Consider the following 14,603-nt stretch of genomic DNA (forward strand, 5'->3'; position numbering starts at 1 on the left):
ATCCATGTTTCACCTGCGGGTCGTGTTAGACCGAACCGCACCGCGCATCGGTCAACGCGCGGAGCTACGGAGCGAGACCCTGGGTGCCACCGCAGGATATCTGCGCATAATCGTTTCCAAACTCCCATTCTGACAAGGCATTCCGCCACCTGTAAAACGGCGGAAATGCTGGGGTGTCCCGCCGGTGTCACAACTGGACGGTTTTGACACCAGGACTCAACGACAGGGCGTCGATAACCTTGCATTCGGCAACGATGCTGGCGTTGCAGGTGTCACCCCACTGAGCGATTTCCGTTCTCAACGCTGTAAGGTCGGCCAGCTTGCGATCGATTTCCGCGATGTGGACCGCAGCAATTTGGTCGGCCTCGGCACAGGAACCGCGCGGATCATCTGAAAGCCGCAGGAGCGCACGAACCTGATCCAGGGTGAAACCCAGATCACGCGAGCGTTTGATGAACGACAGACGATCAAGGTGCGAGCGATCATAGAGTCGATAGTTGCCACCGCTACGGATGGGAGCGGGAACCAGCCCTTCGGCCTCGTAGAAACGGACCGTCTCGATCTTCAACCCGGTGCGCTTTGCGATCTCACCGATTTTCATCGCTCAACCTCTTGACCCTCTAGTAGGATGAGGGTTCATATAGGGCGTCTGATCCACGAATCGAGCTTCGATAATGGCAGACGCTTGTTGCTCATCGAAACGCGACACGATCGCGGAACTTGGTCGCAAGGCCGAGCAGCGCCGCGTGCTCATCATCGTGATGCTCATCAATCTCGCGATGTTCGTGGTCGAGTTTGGTGGCGGCGTCGTCGCGCGTTCCTCTGCCTTGATGGCGGATTCGGTCGACATGTTCGGCGACGCGGTGGTCTATGCGCTCAGTCTCTATGCATTGCATCGAGGCGCGCGCTGGGAAGCGGGTGCGGCGCTGGCGAAGGGTGGCATCATCCTGGCTTTCGGCGTCGCGGTCATTTTCGAGATCGCTGACAAGATTGCGAACGGCGTTCCTCCGGCATCGGGCTTGATGCTCGGGGTCGGCAGCGCCGCGCTGGTTGCGAACCTGATCTGCCTCGCGCTGCTTTGGCGCTTCCGCCGCGAGAATGTGAACATGTCGAGCACGTTCGAGTGCTCGCGCAATGATGTCGCGTCGAACGTCGGGGTTCTCGCGGCTGCCGGATTGGTCGGCCTGACCGGCTCGGCTTGGCCGGACATCATCGTCGGCGGATTGATCGCCGTGATCTTCCTGCGCTCGGCATGGCGCGTGCTTCGGGAAGCCTGGCCGGCATGGCATGCCGCGAAGGCACCGGCTCGCGAGTTATTGCAATGACATGGAAACCTCTCCGTGGTAAGGGCGGGTTCGTGCGAGCCTTTTTGCCTCTCCTGACATGCCTGATGCTGGTCCTCACCAGTTTCTCCGGCATGGCTCACGCCGCCGATCTGGCGGGGGGGAGCATCGCGGGCGTCGAGTTCACAATCCATACCGATGGCGACATCGATCAAGTGCCATCGGATTCGGACAAGAACGTCCCCCACCATCACAATTATTGCCACGGGCATGACGTTGGTGCGCCTGCGCGCACGACGATGGAATATACCCACGTCCTCACGACGCCCAAACCAACTATCTCCGCCTCTGCGTCGCTCGATGGCCGCACCGGCATGGTCCATTTGAGACCCCCCCAAGCCTGACGTCCGATTTGGGCGCGCGTTGGCGCGCCCCTGTCGATCATCGTCAGGAGTCCTATTTTCATGCATCGTATCCTCGCGGCCATGCTGGCCGCAGCGTCGTGCGCCACTATGGCGCAGGCGCAGGTCGGACCGTCCGCGCCTTTTGCGCAGGACGCGCCGGTCTACACGCTTGACCAAGCGGTCAGTGCAGCGGGCGGTTCGGCCCCTGCTGCCGAAGCGGCAACAGCCGCGATCGATGCGGCCCGCGCGGGCCGCACGGTCGCCGGACTGCGGCCCAACCCGGTTGTCCAGGGCCAGGTTGAGAACGTCATCGGCTCGGGTCCGTATCGTGGGGTCCGCAGCGCGGAATCCACGGTCGGCTTTGCGATCCCGATCGAGCTAGGCGGCAAGCGCGGCGCCCGCGTCGCGGTCGCCAATGCGCAATTATCCCGGGCCGAGATCCAGGCCGCGATCATCGCGGCGGATGTCCGGCTTCAGGTGACGCAGCTTTATGTCGAAGCGGTCGCGGCCGATCGCCGGGTGGCGACGGCGCGGGATCAGGCCCGGATCGCCAGCGACGCGCTGCGGGCTGCGAGCGTTCGCGTGCAGGCGGGGCGCGCCTCCCCGCTCGAGCAACAGCGCGCAGATGTCGCGCGCATCAACGCCGACGCCAATGTGGAGCGGCAGCTTCGCTTGGCTGAGGCGGCGCGGGCCAATCTGGCGCGCCGGATCGGGCGACCGATTGACGGTGCGCTCGATGACACGCTGCTCGATCGCCTCCCGGGGGCGAACGTCTATGGGCCGATCGCGCCGGCTGACACGACCGGCACGCTGGCGCTGGCGGCGGCCAACGCGGATTTCTCGATCGCCGAGGCCGGCGTGCGGCTCGCGCGCGCTAATCGCGTCCCTGACCTGAACGTCGGACCTGCGATCCGCCGACTGGAAGCGACCAACGACATGGCGGCGGTGTTCACCGTGTCGATCCCGATCCCGGTGTTCAACAACGGTCGCGCGGCGATCGCGCAGGCGACCGCGCAGCGGACGCAGGCGGATGCACAGCGCCGCGTGACCGCGCTCGACATCGAACAGGCCATCACGGACGCGCAGGCACAGGCGGCCAATGCCGCGACGACCGCACGCGCGGCGTCGGGGCCGGCGCTGGCGGCTGCGCAGGAGGCCGCCCGCATCGCCCGGATTGGCTATCGCGAGGGCAAGTTCGGCCAGCTCGAATTGCTCGATGCGGAACGCACCCTCGCCGAGACGCGGGTCGCCGCGATCGACGCGCTCGCCAACTATCAAAATGCCCGCGCGCAGGTGGAGCGATTGACCGCTCCTGCGCCCAATGGGGGAAACCAGTGATGAAGAACTTCTATCTCGCGGGCGTCGCATCGCTCGCCCTGCTGCTGGCTGCCTGTGGCGGCAAGGATGCCGGGAACGAGGCGACCGCCAATGCCGCAGCCGGTAACGAAGCGGCAGGCGCGGAAAAGGGCGGTGCCGAAGGCGGTCATGCCGATGAAGGCGTGGTCACGCTGGGCGCCGATCAGATCGCCGCAGCGGGCGTGCAGATTGGACGGCCGATTATCGGTGGGGCCGGGACGATCGAGCTGCCTGCGATCATTGAGGGCGACCCGCAAGGGACGCAAGTGGTGTCGGCCGCCATCGCGGGACGCGTAGTTTCGCTAACCCGCAACCTCGGCCAATCGGTCGGCCGCGGCCAGACCATTGCGGTCATCGAGAGCCGCGAGGCGGCGCAGATCAAGGGCGAGGTCGAGGCGGCGCGTGCGCGGCTCCAGCTCGCCAATTCGAACCTCGCACGCGAGCAGCGGTTGTTCGCGCAGAAGGTGTCGCCCGAGCAGGATCTGATCGCAGCTCGCACGGCCGCGACGGAGGCGCGGATCGCGCTGACGCAGGCACAGAGCATGGTGTCGGCTGCGGGCGTCGGCGGCGGCGGTCTCAACCGGCTCGGCATCGCCGCGCCGATCTCGGGCCAGATCATTGCTCGCCCCGTGACGCTGGGACAGACGGTTGCGGCGGACGCGGAACTCTATCGCATTGCGAACCTGAGCCAGGTGTCGATCGCCCTCAACCTGAAGGCTAAGGATGCGGGTCGGGTGCGTCCCGGCAACACGGTGCTGGTCAAGGCGGCGGGCCGTCAGGCGACCGCGCGCGTCACTTTCGTGTCGCCGGCGCTCGATCCGCAAACGCGGCTCGTGCCCGCGCTCGCCACCCTCGACAACAGGGGCGGCGAATGGCGGGTCGGCGAACCGGTGACGGCCGCCGTCCAGCTCACGGGCAGCGGGGGTAGCGGCGCAATCCGCGTGCCGACGACGGCCGTGCAGAGCTTCGAGGGCAAGTCGGTCGTGTTCGTTCGCACACCTACGGGCTTCAAGGCGACCCCGGTGCAGCTCGGCGATGCGTCGGGCGACACGGTGATCGTCCGCTCGGGTCTCACCGGCAACGAACAAATCGCCACCACCGGAAGCTTCACGCTCAAGGCCGAGATCGGCAAGGGCGAAGCGAGCCACGAGGATTAAGCCATGATCGCCCGCATCGTCACATGGGCGGTCGAGAAGCGCTGGCTTGTCCTGCTGCTCACCGCCATCGTCGCCGTTATTGGCGCGTTTTCGCTTTACCGGCTGCCGATCGACGCAGTGCCGGACATCACCAACAACCAGGTGCAGATTAACGTCCGCGCACCCGCGCTCTCGCCCGAGCTGGTCGAGAAGCAGGTGTCATTCCCGATCGAAACCGCGCTCGCCGGCACCCCCGGCATCGAATATACGCGCTCGCTGAGCCGTAATGGCTTCGCGCAGATCACTGCGGTCTTCTCCGACTCTACGGACATCTATTTCGCCCGCCAGCAGGTGGGCGAGCGTCTGCAGGGCGTGCAAGAGAACCTGCCCGATGGCGTGAACCCCGAAATGGGTCCGATCGCGACGGGCCTGGGCGAGGTGTACATGTACACCGTCCGGCTCGAGCATCGTGAGGACGACAAGCACAAGCCCGGTGAACCGGGCCAACAGCCCGATGGCAGTTACATCACGCCAGAGGGTGAGCGACTGACGACTGAAGAGGACAAGGCGACCTACCTGCGCACCGCGCAGGACTGGATCGTCACGCCGCTTCTGAAGAACACACCGGGCCTCGCCGGCGTCGACTCGATTGGCGGGTACGCCAAGCAGTTCCTCGTCGTGCCCGATGTGCAGAAGCTGGCTTCACTCGGCATCACGCTGACGGACCTGGGCAACGCGCTGGAGCGCAACAACACCAGCGTCGGCGGCGGCTTCGTCAATCGCAATGGCGAAGGTCTGGCTGTCCGCTCGGATGCGCTCGTGCGCAATGCCGGCGAGTTGGCCAGGACCGTGATCGCGACACGTAACGGCGTGCCGATCACGGTCGAACAAGTCGCGACCGTGAAGACGGGGCAGGCGATCCGCATGGGTTCGGCCTCGGAGAACGGCACGGAAGTCGTTGTCGGCACCGCGATCATGCGGATCGGCGAGAACAGCCGCGTCGTGTCCACGGCCGTCGCCGAGAAGCTGAAGTCGATCAACGCCTCGCTGCCACCCGACGTCGTGGTTCAGCCGGTGCTCAACCGCACCGAGCTGGTCAACTCGACGATCAAGACGGTCGCCAAGAACCTGTCGGAAGGCGCGGTGCTGGTCATCGTCGTGCTCTTCCTGCTGCTCGGCAATTTCCGCGCGGCGCTGATCGCGGCGCTGGTCATCCCGATCACCATGATGCTGACCGGCTTCGGGATGCTGCGTGCCGGCGTCTCGGCGAACCTGATGAGCCTTGGCGCCTTGGACTTTGGTCTGATCGTCGACGGCGCTGTCATCATCGTGGAGAACGCGCTGAGACGGCTTGCCGAGCAACAGCATCATGAAGGTCGCTTGCTGAGCGTAAGGGAACGGCTCGCGACCGTGGCGGCCGCCGCGCGCGAGATGATCCGCCCCTCGGTATACGGGCAGGCGATCATCATCCTTGTCTATGTGCCGCTGCTCACGCTGACCGGCGTGGAGGGCAAGACGTTCGTGCCGATGGCGCTCACCGTCATCATCGCGCTCGCCTTCGCCTTCATCCTCTCGATCACCTTCGTGCCGGCCATGATCGCGATCTGGCTGTCGAAGAAGGTTGAGGAGAAGGACGGCCGCATCATCACGTGGCTGAAGAAGCGCTACGAGCCCGGTCTTGACCGGGCAATGAAGCGCCCGACCCTGACGATCGGCGCGGGTGTCGGCAGCCTTGTCGTGGCGGCGCTCGCCTTCACGACGCTCGGCTCGGTGTTCCTGCCACAGCTCGATGAAGGCGACCTGCTGATCCAATCGCTGCGCATCCCCGCCACGTCGGTCCAGCAAAGTCAGGCGATGCAGGTGCCGATCGAACGGATGATGTCGAAGCAGCCGGAGGTGGCGTTCGTCTATTCCAAGACGGGCACGGCGGAACTCGCTTCCGACCCGATGCCGCCCAACGCCACCGACATGTTCGTCATCCTGAAGCCGCGCAAGGATTGGCCAAATCCCGATCTTGCCAAGGAGGAGCTGGTCAGCCGGATCGAGGGAAATCTCGCAAAAATCCCGGGCAACGCCTATGAGATCACCCAGCCTATCCAAATGCGCTTCAACGAGCTGATCGCCGGCGTGCGCGGTGACATCGCGGTGAAGGTGTTCGGCGACGACTTCAACACGATGAACCGGACGGCCGAGCAAATCGCCGCCGTACTGCGCAAAACGCAGGGCGCGGCGGACGTGAAGGTCGAGCAAACGACGGGCCTGCCCATGCTCGACATTCGCGTCAATCGTGACGCGATGGCGCGCCTGGGCGTCACCGCGCAGGATGTGCAGGATACCGTCACCGCGACAATCGGCGGACGCACCTCGGGCCAGATCTTCGAGGGCGACCGCCGATTCCCGGTGGTGATCCGCCTGTCGGAGACGCAGCGCGCTGACATTGGCCTGCTGGAACAGGTGCAGGTGCCGGTGGCGGGGGGCGGCTATGTGCCGCTGTCCAGTGTCGCTGACATCAAGGTCGTCGACGGTCCCAATCAGATCAGCCGCGAAAACGGGAAGCGACGCGTGGTGGTGCAAGCCAACGTGCGTGGTCGCGACGTCGGTAGCGTCGTTGCAGACGCGCAGGCGGCGATCGGCAGCCAGGTCCGGCTGCCTGCCGGTGCCTATCTCGAATGGGGCGGTCAGTTCGAGAACCTGCAATCGGCGAGCGAACGGCTGAAGCTAGTCATTCCGGCCTGTTTCATCCTGATCCTGTTGCTCCTTTACGGTGCGCTTGGATCGGTCCGCGATGCCGCGATCGTGTTCACCGGCGTGCCCTTCGCGCTGGTGGGCGGCGTCCTGCTGCTCTTCCTGCGCGGCATGGACTTCTCGATCTCGGCGGCGGTGGGCTTCATCGCCTTGTCGGGCATCGCGGTCCTCAACGGCCTCGTCATGGTCAGCTCAATCCAGGATCTGATCCGGTCGGGGCTATCGCGCGAGGAGGCGGCCCATGTCGGCGCAATGCAGCGTCTGCGGCCAGTCGTCATGACCGCGCTCGTCGCCAGCCTCGGCTTCGTTCCGATGGCGCTTGGCGAGGGCGCGGGCGCGGAGGTGCAAAAGCCATTGGCGACCGTCGTCATCGGCGGCCTGATCTCGGCGACGTTGCTGACGCTGTTCGTGCTGCCGACGCTCTACGCCCGGTTCGGGCAGAAGGCGATCGAGAAGCCCGAGCACTACAATGAGGAGCATGAAGGGGACGACCACGGTCAGACCTTCGTGAACAACTTGGCCTGATGGGTGCGCGGGGCGATCCGCGATCGCCCCGCTCATCTCTGGGAGATGGGGATATGCCTCGCACCATAACCAGCTCAATGCTTCACGGCGGGCCACTGCGGATCTGGTCGGCGATCACCGATCCGGATCATCGCCGGGCTTGGAGTCCGCTCGTATTCCTCGACAACCCGTGCCAGCTTGGCGAGACGGAATGTACCTTCGCGATCCAGGGCATCACCCGGCCAATTCGGACGCCGGCCCTGGTCGATCAATTCGACAAGCCGCACGCCTTCGCTTGGTCCTGCGGCATCCCTTATCTGTTCACGCTCGAAGAGCGGTACGAGCTGGCAGGGGACGACGGTGGCACCAGGCTAACACATAGCTGCACGCTGCGCGGGGCGCTGTCTTTGCCGTTCGCGGCGATGATGTTGCGTCGTCTGCGGTCCCTGATGGTCGATGCCGACGATCGACTTGCGACCTATCTGCGCTGGCGGGTGGGTCAGCCTGCCCGTGGGATCAATCGTCAGCGCGTCCCCTCCCGCTACAGGAGGAAGGCGCGATGACGCCGTTGAAGCGGGTACTGCCCGCCCTCATCCTCGTTGTCGGGCTGGCGGCTTGCACGGAAAGCAAGCCGCCAGCCCCGCCAACGGAGCAGCAAATCCATTCATCCGACAGCGCCGTGGCGACCGGGGAAATGGGGCGCCATCCCTATCGCTGTTCCGACGGGGAACCGCTGTTCGTCGACTACAAGGACAACGGCCTGCAGATCGATTTGCGGCGCTCCAGCAGCGCCGTGCCCATGACGCTGACCGCGCCAGCGCAGGGCCTCCAATATGTCGGCGAGACAGCCACCGCGACCTTCAAGGGGTCGCAGCTCACCATCGTGGAAGGCGAAGGCCGCACGCGGACCTGCGAACGGGAGGGCACCCGATGAACCGTCATGTCTTCCGACACGTCGCACCGCAACGGGAGAGAAACGATGTCTGACACGTCGATCTCGAATGTGATGGCCATTCGCGCCGAAGTAATCGCGCGAAGCCGCGCCTTGCGCGAGGCGCAGCCGACGGCACCGCCCGGCGTGACGCCGACCGCTCCAGCCTCAACCTTTGCCGACACCCTCAATGCCGTGGTGGCGAAGGTCAACGAGACCCAGGAGCAGGAGGATGTCGTCACCGAAGCATATGAACGGGGCGAAACCACCGACATTGCAACCGTCGCGCTCATCCAGAGCCGTGCATCCATTACTTTCGAGGCGACGCTGCAAGTCCGGAACAAGCTGCTGTCTGCATATCGAGACATCATGAACATGCCGATCGGATGACGATCGCGAAGATAACTAAGGCGGTATTGGTATGATTGTCGGCACAAGGCCACGATTCAAGCAGATTATTGTCGAGGTTTGGAAGCCTCTCACGATCCTGTTCGTGTGGGACGTGGCGGTGACGGCATTCCACATGATGACCCCGATCAAGGAACCGCCTTTGCCGACGGCGCTGTTCGGCACTGCCATCGCGCTCTTCATGGGGTTTCGGACCAACGCCGCTTATGCACGCTGGTGGGAAGCGCGAACTCTTTGGGGCGCGCTCATCAATGCCTCGCGCAGCTTGGCCCGGATCACGCGCAGCCTGACCAAGGGGGAACCCGAGGGCAGTGAGATGCGGCACAACATCATCCTGCGGCAGATCGCCTTTGCGCACTCGATGCGCTGCCAGCTTCGCCGACAGTCGCCCTATGAAGAGATTGCCCGGGTCGCTGGAACGGAAGTCGCCGATATGGCGGTCGCCCGCCTGAACCCTGCCAACGCGCTCCTGGAGGACATATCGGGCATTTACGCCGACGCGCTCGCGGAAGGTCGGATCACCGAAATCCAGCAGGCAACTGTGGAGCGCGTCCTGATCGACATCGCCAATGCGCAGGGCGGCATGGAGCGGATCAAGAACACGCCGCTGCCCAATGGCTTTCGGTTCTTCCCGAACCTCTTCACGCGTGTGTTCTGCGTGCTGCTCCCGATCGCGCTGGTCGAATCCCTGGGCCTTGCCACGCCGATCGGATCGACGCTGATCGGACTCGTCTTCCTCGCGGTGCTGAGCATCGGCGAGGATCTGACCGATCCGTTCGCCAATAGCGTCCACGATGTCCCGCTCACGGCAATGTGTCGCACGATCGAGATCGACCTTCTCCAAACCGCGGGACTTCCGGCCCCCGAGCCGCTGACACCTGACCACGGGGTGCTGTGGTGATGGGCATGCGCGCCTTGCTGCATCTGCCCGGGCTGACGATCGCGCGCGTTGGCGTCGTTCTCGTCACCGGCGTGATTGTAGGGGCGTGCAACCCGGCTCCGAGCGAACCTGTCGAACCGGCTCACGACAAGCGTGTGACGCCAAGGCTGATCGCGCAGCGCATCATGTATTGCGACGACGGCACCCGCGCCGATGTCGACTTCATCGACGACGGCCTGAAGATGGCCGTCACCTGGCTGCCGAAGGGCAGGACCGAGATCCTGCGCGCCCAGCGAACCGGTGATGAATTTCGCGGCAACCAGTCACGGGCCGTCGTGGCGGGCGGGGCGATCGCCTTCATGCGGCGCGGGAAAATCCACGTCTGTCACCGAACCCCGGAGGGATCATAGGATATGCAGGCACTGCTTTACACGCTTGCGCCTGTGCTGGCGGTCGTGCTCGGCGCGATTATAGCGAGCCGCTCCAAGTTGAAGCCCAACCTTGTGGCCGGCCTCCAGCATCTCGCGGCAGGGGTCGTGTTCGCGGCGGCCGCGACTGAAATCCTGCCGCAGGTCAAGCATGAGGCGTCGCCCAGCGCGACGTTGATCGGCGGGGCGGCGGGCGTCGCGACGATGCTAGGGCTCAAGGCATTCGAAGCCCGCTTCAAAGGACCGATGGCGCTGCTCGCCGCGATCGGCATTGACATTCTGGTCGACGGCTTGGTGCTCGGCCTCGCTTTCGTGGCGGGCGAAAAGGCGGGTTTCCTGCTGACGATCGCGCTGACGCTGGAAGTGTTGTTCCTAGGGCTGACGCTGACCGACGAGCTGGCGGAAACCTATCGCTCGCGCCTTCGCATTATCGTGATCGTGTCGGCATTGGCGCTGCTGCTGCCGCTCGGCGCGCTTGCGGCCGTGCCCGTCGCCACGCTGTCGCCGGTGATGGTCGCCGGCTTCCTCAGCTTCGGGCTGATGGCGCTGCTCTATCTCGTCACGGAGGAGCTGCTGGTCGAGGCGCACGAGAAACCCGACACCCCGCTCATCAGCTCGATGTTCTTCGTGGGGTTCCTGGCCCTGCTCACGCTTGAGGAGATTATGGGATGATCTCGAGCAATGACAACAAAGGCGGACAGGAGCGCCGCACCCTCTGGATCGTCCTGCTGCTGAACGCGGCGATTGCGGCAGGCTTCTTCGTCTCGGGCTTCTTCGCGGATTCGAGCGCGCTGATCGCCAACGGCGTCGACAACCTGTCAGACACCGCCGTGTACGCGCTGAGCCTCGTGGCGCTCACCCGGGGCAAGACATGGAAGACACGCGCCGCGATGGCGTCGGGCGTCATGCTGCTGATCTTCGCGGGCGGCATTCTGCTCGATGTCGCACGGCGCTACGTGCAAGGCAGCGAGCCGATCGGACCGACGATGATGGTCATGTCGGCGATTGCCGGTGTCGTGAATTACCTCTGCCTGCGGCTGCTTCAGCGCCTCAAGGATCCGGACGTCAATCTCCGGGCCGCCACCACCTTCAGCTTCAACGACTTCATTTCCAACGGCGGCATCCTGATCGCCGGCGTGCTGGTTTTGTGGCTGGGCACCAACTGGCCGGACCTGCTGGTCGGCTTCGCCACCGCCATCATCGCCATCAAGGGCGGTGTCGAAATCCTGCGCGATGCGCGCGCCGAAACCAAGAAAAGCGAAAGGAGGTCGTCATGAACGACAAGCTCGAACTCGATATTCCAGTGCTGTTGCCGGACCTGCCTGATGCGGCCGATGCCTGCCTGGACCGTCTTGTGTCGACCCTATCCAAGCGCGAAGGCGTGGAGCGGGCGCATGTGATCTGCCTCGACGGCGACACGCCGGCGGCGCTGTGCATCCATTTCGATGCTGCCAAGCTGCCGCTGCCGCGCGTGCGCGAGATGGTGCGCGCCGCGGGCGCCGAGATCACCGACCGCTATGGCCATGCAATCTGGCAGGTTACAGGTATCAATCACGAGCGTCGGGCACGCACCGTCAGCGATGCGCTGTGCGCCTTGCCCGGCGTGGTCCAGGCAAGCGCCAGCACCAGCGGCTCGGTTCGGGTCGAGTATGATCGACGCGAAACCACCGAAGAGGAGGTCCGCGCTGCACTTGGCAAGCTGAAGGTCGGTGTGGGCAAGCGGGTCGCGGCCGACGACCATGCCGGCCACGACCACGGGCCGGGGGGCCACGGCATGAGCGAGGAGAAGCACGGTCCCGGCGATGGCCACGACCATAGCCATGCCGAGTTTCTTGGCCCCAACACCGAGCTGATCTTCGCGCTCGCCTGCGGCGCGCTGCTGGGGATCGGCTATGCGATCGAGAAGCTAGTTGCCGGCGCACCGGAGTGGCTGCCGACCGCCTGCTACATCACAGCCTACTTTTTCGGCGGATTCTTCACGCTGCGCGAGGCGATCGATAACCTTCGGATGAAGAAGTTCGAGATCGACACGCTGATGTTGGTCGCTGCCGCCGGCGCCGCTGCGCTGGGCGCATGGGCCGAAGGCGCGCTGCTGCTGTTCCTGTTCAGCCTTGGTCACGCGCTCGAGCATTACGCGATGGGTCGCGCCAAGAAGGCGATCGAGGCGCTGGCGAAGCTCGCCCCGGAAACCGCGACCGTGCGTCGCGACGGGGAAACTAGCGAAATCCCTGTCGAACAGATGGTCGTCGGGGACATCGCCATCGTGCGCCCGAATGAGCGCCTGCCCGCCGACGGCTTCGTCATCAAGGGCACGAGCGCGATCAACCAGGCCCCGGTGACGGGTGAAAGCATCCCGGTCGACAAGGTGCCGGTCGCCGACGCTGCGGCGGCACGCGCAAAGCCCGATGCGTTGGACGCGGAAAGCCGGGTTTTTGCCGGTACGATCAACGGCGGCGGCGCGATCGAGATCGAGGTGACGCGCCGTTCCAACGAAAGCGCACTCGCCAAGGTCGTGAAGATGGTGAGCGAAGCGGAGACGCAGAAGTCGCCGACGCAGCGCTTCACCGATCGGTTTGAGCGGATCTTCGTGCCTGCTGTCCTGATCCTGTCGGTGCTCCTGCTCTTCGCATGGGTGGTCGTCGACGAGCCGTTCCGCGACAGCTTCTATCGCGCGATGGCGGTACTGGTGGCGGCAAGCCCGTGCGCGCTCGCCATCGCAACTCCGAGCGCTGTCCTGTCTGGCGTTGCCCGTGCAGCGCGGGGCGGCGTGCTCGTGAAGGGCGGTGCACCGCTCGAAAACCTTGGGTCGCTCAAGGCGATCGCTTTCGACAAGACGGGCACGCTGACCGAAGGTCGTCCGCGCATCACCGATGTGGTGCCCGTCGATGGCGCCGATGAAGGCGAGCTGCTGGCGCTGGCCGTCGCCGTCGAAGCGTTGAGCGACCATCCTCTGGCCCAAGCGATCGTCAAGGACGGCCGCGAACGACTGAACGATCGTGCCGTGCCGACTGCCGGCGACCTCAAGAGCCTGACCGGTCGGGGCGTCACCGCGAGCGTGGATGGCGAGACGGTCTGGATCGGGAAGGCCGAGATGTTCGGGAGTGAGGGTATTCCGGCGCTGGGGCAGGGAGCGCAGGACGCGATCGCGAAACTGCGCGAGAACGGTCGCACGACGATGGTGGTCCGCAAGGGGGACCGCGACCTGGGCGCGATCGGCCTGATGGACACGCCCCGCGAAGCGGCAAAGACCGCGCTGCGCCGGCTGCACGAGATGGGCGTGTCGCGGATGATAATGATCTCTGGCGACCACCAGAAAGTCGCCGAAGCGATCGCCAACGAAGTCGGGATCGATGAGGCGTGGGGCGACCTCATGCCCGAAGACAAGGTTGCCGCGATCAAGAAGCTCGCCGGTGAAGACAAGGTCGCGATGGTCGGCGACGGCGTGAACGACGCGCCGGCGATGGCCAGTGCAACGGTCGGCATTGCAATGGGCGCGGCGGGCTCGGACGTGGCGCTGGAGACAGCCGACGTCGCATTGATGGCCGACGATCTGGCGCACCTGCCGTTCGCGGTCGGCTTGAGCCGTCACACACGCGGGATCATCCGCCAGAACGTCTTCGTCAGCCTGGGCGTGGTCGCCTTCCTCGTTCCTGCCACCATCCTGGGCCTCGGTATTGGGCCAGCGGTGGCGGTTCATGAGGGATCAACGCTGCTTGTTGTCATCAATGCGCTCAGGCTGCTCGCCTACCGCGATCCGGCGGGGAAGGCGGCATGAAGTGGATGATCGCCTTCGACCTCGACGGCACGCTTGCCGAGAGCAAGCGGCCGCTGTCGGAGGATATGGCCACAACCCTCGCCCGATTGCTCGCCGTCACGGATGTGGCGGTGATCTCGGGCGGGGACTGGCCGCAGTTCGAAAAGCAGGTCGCCTCGCGTCTTCCTGCCGGCGCCGCGCTTGACCGTCTCTGGTTGATGCCGACCACAGGCACAAAACTCTATCGGTTCATCAACGGCGCTTGGCGCGCGGTCTATGCCGAGCTGTTCGACGACGCAGAGAAGGCGACGATCCGCGCGGCCTTCGATCAAGCCCTGACCGATGCCAGCCTCGCCGACGAACGTATCTGGGGCGAACGGATCGAGGACCGGGGCAGCCAGATCACCTTTTCGGGGCTGGGGCAGGCAGCGCCGCTAAAGGAAAAGGAAGCGTGGGATCCCGACCGAAAGAAGAGGACCGCGTTGCAGGCCACGTTGCGCGCGACGCTGCCGGACCTCTCGATCAATCTAGGTGGCACGACATCGATCGACGTGACCAGGGCAGGGGTGGACAAGGGCTATGGCCTGAAGCGCCTGAGTGCTGAAAGCGGCGTCCCGCTCGACGGGATGCTGTTCATCGGCGACGCGATCTTCCCCGGTGGGAATGACTATCCCGCCGCTGAAATTGGCCTCGATACGGTGAGAGTGCGCGACGTTGCGGAAACCACCGCCGTCGTGACAGCCATCATCGCATGTCTGCACCGGTAGGGATCGC

15 protein-coding genes are annotated in these 14,603 nt (G+C 64.9%); 14 read left to right on the forward strand and 1 reads right to left on the reverse strand.

What is annotated here, in order from left to right:
* Nucleotides 1-187: 187 nt before the first annotated feature.
* A complete protein-coding gene (locus tag GO308_RS14755; RefSeq protein WP_240886005.1) occupies nucleotides 188-601 on the reverse strand; it encodes a helix-turn-helix domain-containing protein in 414 nt (137 codons plus the stop codon).
* Nucleotides 602-674: 73 nt separating this feature from the next.
* Here GO308_RS14755 and GO308_RS14760 point away from each other — a divergent pair, with 73 nt between their 5' ends.
* From GO308_RS14760 to GO308_RS14825, 14 genes are all read left to right on the forward strand, one after another.
* Nucleotides 675-1,325 (forward strand): cation diffusion facilitator family transporter, encoded by a 651-nt coding sequence (locus tag GO308_RS14760; protein WP_115381640.1) that lies wholly within the window; start codon nucleotides 675-677, stop codon nucleotides 1,323-1,325.
* 65 nt (nucleotides 1,326-1,390) lie between these two features.
* Nucleotides 1,391-1,687: a hypothetical protein gene (locus tag GO308_RS14765; RefSeq protein ID WP_115381638.1), complete on the forward strand. Its 297-nt coding sequence runs from the start codon at nucleotides 1,391-1,393 to the stop codon at nucleotides 1,685-1,687.
* Between the two features lie 60 nt (nucleotides 1,688-1,747).
* Entirely contained in the window at nucleotides 1,748-3,025 is a 1,278-nt protein-coding gene (locus GO308_RS14770; RefSeq protein ID WP_053556562.1) for a TolC family protein, read from the forward strand.
* Nucleotides 3,025-4,200, forward strand: coding sequence for an efflux RND transporter periplasmic adaptor subunit (locus tag GO308_RS14775; RefSeq protein ID WP_240886006.1), 1,176 nt, complete (start codon nucleotides 3,025-3,027; stop codon nucleotides 4,198-4,200). Before GO308_RS14770 ends, GO308_RS14775 begins: the two co-directional genes overlap by 1 nt.
* Before the next feature lie 3 nt (nucleotides 4,201-4,203).
* Nucleotides 4,204-7,449 carry a CusA/CzcA family heavy metal efflux RND transporter gene (locus tag GO308_RS14780; protein WP_053556564.1) on the forward strand — a complete coding sequence of 1,082 codons (3,246 nt, stop codon included), beginning with the start codon at nucleotides 4,204-4,206 and terminating at the stop codon, nucleotides 7,447-7,449.
* Between the two features lie 53 nt (nucleotides 7,450-7,502).
* Nucleotides 7,503-7,991, forward strand: coding sequence for an SRPBCC family protein (locus GO308_RS14785; protein ID WP_084280108.1), 489 nt, complete (start codon nucleotides 7,503-7,505; stop codon nucleotides 7,989-7,991).
* Nucleotides 7,988-8,362 carry a hypothetical protein gene (locus GO308_RS14790; protein WP_053556566.1) on the forward strand — a complete coding sequence of 125 codons (375 nt, stop codon included), beginning with the start codon at nucleotides 7,988-7,990 and terminating at the stop codon, nucleotides 8,360-8,362. The genes GO308_RS14785 and GO308_RS14790 overlap by 4 nt, the downstream gene beginning before the upstream one ends.
* A 45-nt stretch (nucleotides 8,363-8,407) precedes the next feature.
* Nucleotides 8,408-8,749 carry a flagellar hook-basal body complex protein FliE gene (gene fliE / locus GO308_RS14795; protein ID WP_007406845.1) on the forward strand — a complete coding sequence of 114 codons (342 nt, stop codon included), beginning with the start codon at nucleotides 8,408-8,410 and terminating at the stop codon, nucleotides 8,747-8,749.
* 31 nt (nucleotides 8,750-8,780) lie between these two features.
* Complete coding sequence (locus GO308_RS14800) at nucleotides 8,781-9,668, forward strand: bestrophin family ion channel (protein WP_053556567.1); 888 nt, start codon at nucleotides 8,781-8,783, stop codon at nucleotides 9,666-9,668.
* Nucleotides 9,669-9,673: 5 nt separating this feature from the next.
* Nucleotides 9,674-10,057, forward strand: coding sequence for a hypothetical protein (locus tag GO308_RS14805; protein WP_053556597.1), 384 nt, complete (start codon nucleotides 9,674-9,676; stop codon nucleotides 10,055-10,057).
* Nucleotides 10,058-10,060: 3 nt separating this feature from the next.
* Nucleotides 10,061-10,747 carry a transporter gene (locus GO308_RS14810; RefSeq protein WP_115381632.1) on the forward strand — a complete coding sequence of 229 codons (687 nt, stop codon included), beginning with the start codon at nucleotides 10,061-10,063 and terminating at the stop codon, nucleotides 10,745-10,747.
* A complete protein-coding gene (locus GO308_RS14815) occupies nucleotides 10,744-11,352 on the forward strand; it encodes a cation transporter (RefSeq protein WP_115381630.1) in 609 nt (202 codons plus the stop codon). Before GO308_RS14810 ends, GO308_RS14815 begins: the two co-directional genes overlap by 4 nt.
* A complete protein-coding gene (locus GO308_RS14820; RefSeq protein ID WP_115381628.1) occupies nucleotides 11,349-13,850 on the forward strand; it encodes a heavy metal translocating P-type ATPase in 2,502 nt (833 codons plus the stop codon). The genes GO308_RS14815 and GO308_RS14820 overlap by 4 nt, the downstream gene beginning before the upstream one ends.
* Nucleotides 13,847-14,596 (forward strand): HAD-IIB family hydrolase, encoded by a 750-nt coding sequence (locus tag GO308_RS14825; protein ID WP_115381626.1) that lies wholly within the window; start codon nucleotides 13,847-13,849, stop codon nucleotides 14,594-14,596. Before GO308_RS14820 ends, GO308_RS14825 begins: the two co-directional genes overlap by 4 nt.
* The last annotated feature ends 7 nt before the right edge of the window (nucleotides 14,597-14,603 follow it).

Source organism: Sphingomonas sp. SFZ2018-12 (assembly GCF_022496715.1).
GTDB lineage: Bacteria > Pseudomonadota > Alphaproteobacteria > Sphingomonadales > Sphingomonadaceae > Sphingomonas.

Excerpts from the sequence above, each read along its gene's own strand:
- GO308_RS14755 (WP_240886005.1), bottom strand. The coding sequence starts at position 601 with ATGAAAATCGGTGAGATCGCAAAGCGCACCGGGTTGAAGATCGAGACG.
- GO308_RS14760 (WP_115381640.1), top strand. The coding sequence starts at position 675 with ATGGCAGACGCTTGTTGCTCATCGAAACGCGACACGATCGCGGAACTT.
- GO308_RS14765 (WP_115381638.1), top strand. The coding sequence starts at position 1,391 with ATGCTGGTCCTCACCAGTTTCTCCGGCATGGCTCACGCCGCCGATCTG.
- GO308_RS14770 (WP_053556562.1), top strand. The coding sequence starts at position 1,748 with ATGCATCGTATCCTCGCGGCCATGCTGGCCGCAGCGTCGTGCGCCACT.
- GO308_RS14775 (WP_240886006.1), top strand. The coding sequence starts at position 3,025 with ATGAAGAACTTCTATCTCGCGGGCGTCGCATCGCTCGCCCTGCTGCTG.
- GO308_RS14780 (WP_053556564.1), top strand. The coding sequence starts at position 4,204 with ATGATCGCCCGCATCGTCACATGGGCGGTCGAGAAGCGCTGGCTTGTC.
- GO308_RS14785 (WP_084280108.1), top strand. The coding sequence starts at position 7,503 with ATGCCTCGCACCATAACCAGCTCAATGCTTCACGGCGGGCCACTGCGG.
- GO308_RS14790 (WP_053556566.1), top strand. The coding sequence starts at position 7,988 with ATGACGCCGTTGAAGCGGGTACTGCCCGCCCTCATCCTCGTTGTCGGG.
- fliE (WP_007406845.1), top strand. The coding sequence starts at position 8,408 with ATGTCTGACACGTCGATCTCGAATGTGATGGCCATTCGCGCCGAAGTA.
- GO308_RS14800 (WP_053556567.1), top strand. The coding sequence starts at position 8,781 with ATGATTGTCGGCACAAGGCCACGATTCAAGCAGATTATTGTCGAGGTT.
- GO308_RS14805 (WP_053556597.1), top strand. The coding sequence starts at position 9,674 with ATGCGCGCCTTGCTGCATCTGCCCGGGCTGACGATCGCGCGCGTTGGC.
- GO308_RS14810 (WP_115381632.1), top strand. The coding sequence starts at position 10,061 with ATGCAGGCACTGCTTTACACGCTTGCGCCTGTGCTGGCGGTCGTGCTC.
- GO308_RS14815 (WP_115381630.1), top strand. The coding sequence starts at position 10,744 with ATGATCTCGAGCAATGACAACAAAGGCGGACAGGAGCGCCGCACCCTC.
- GO308_RS14820 (WP_115381628.1), top strand. The coding sequence starts at position 11,349 with ATGAACGACAAGCTCGAACTCGATATTCCAGTGCTGTTGCCGGACCTG.
- GO308_RS14825 (WP_115381626.1), top strand. The coding sequence starts at position 13,847 with ATGAAGTGGATGATCGCCTTCGACCTCGACGGCACGCTTGCCGAGAGC.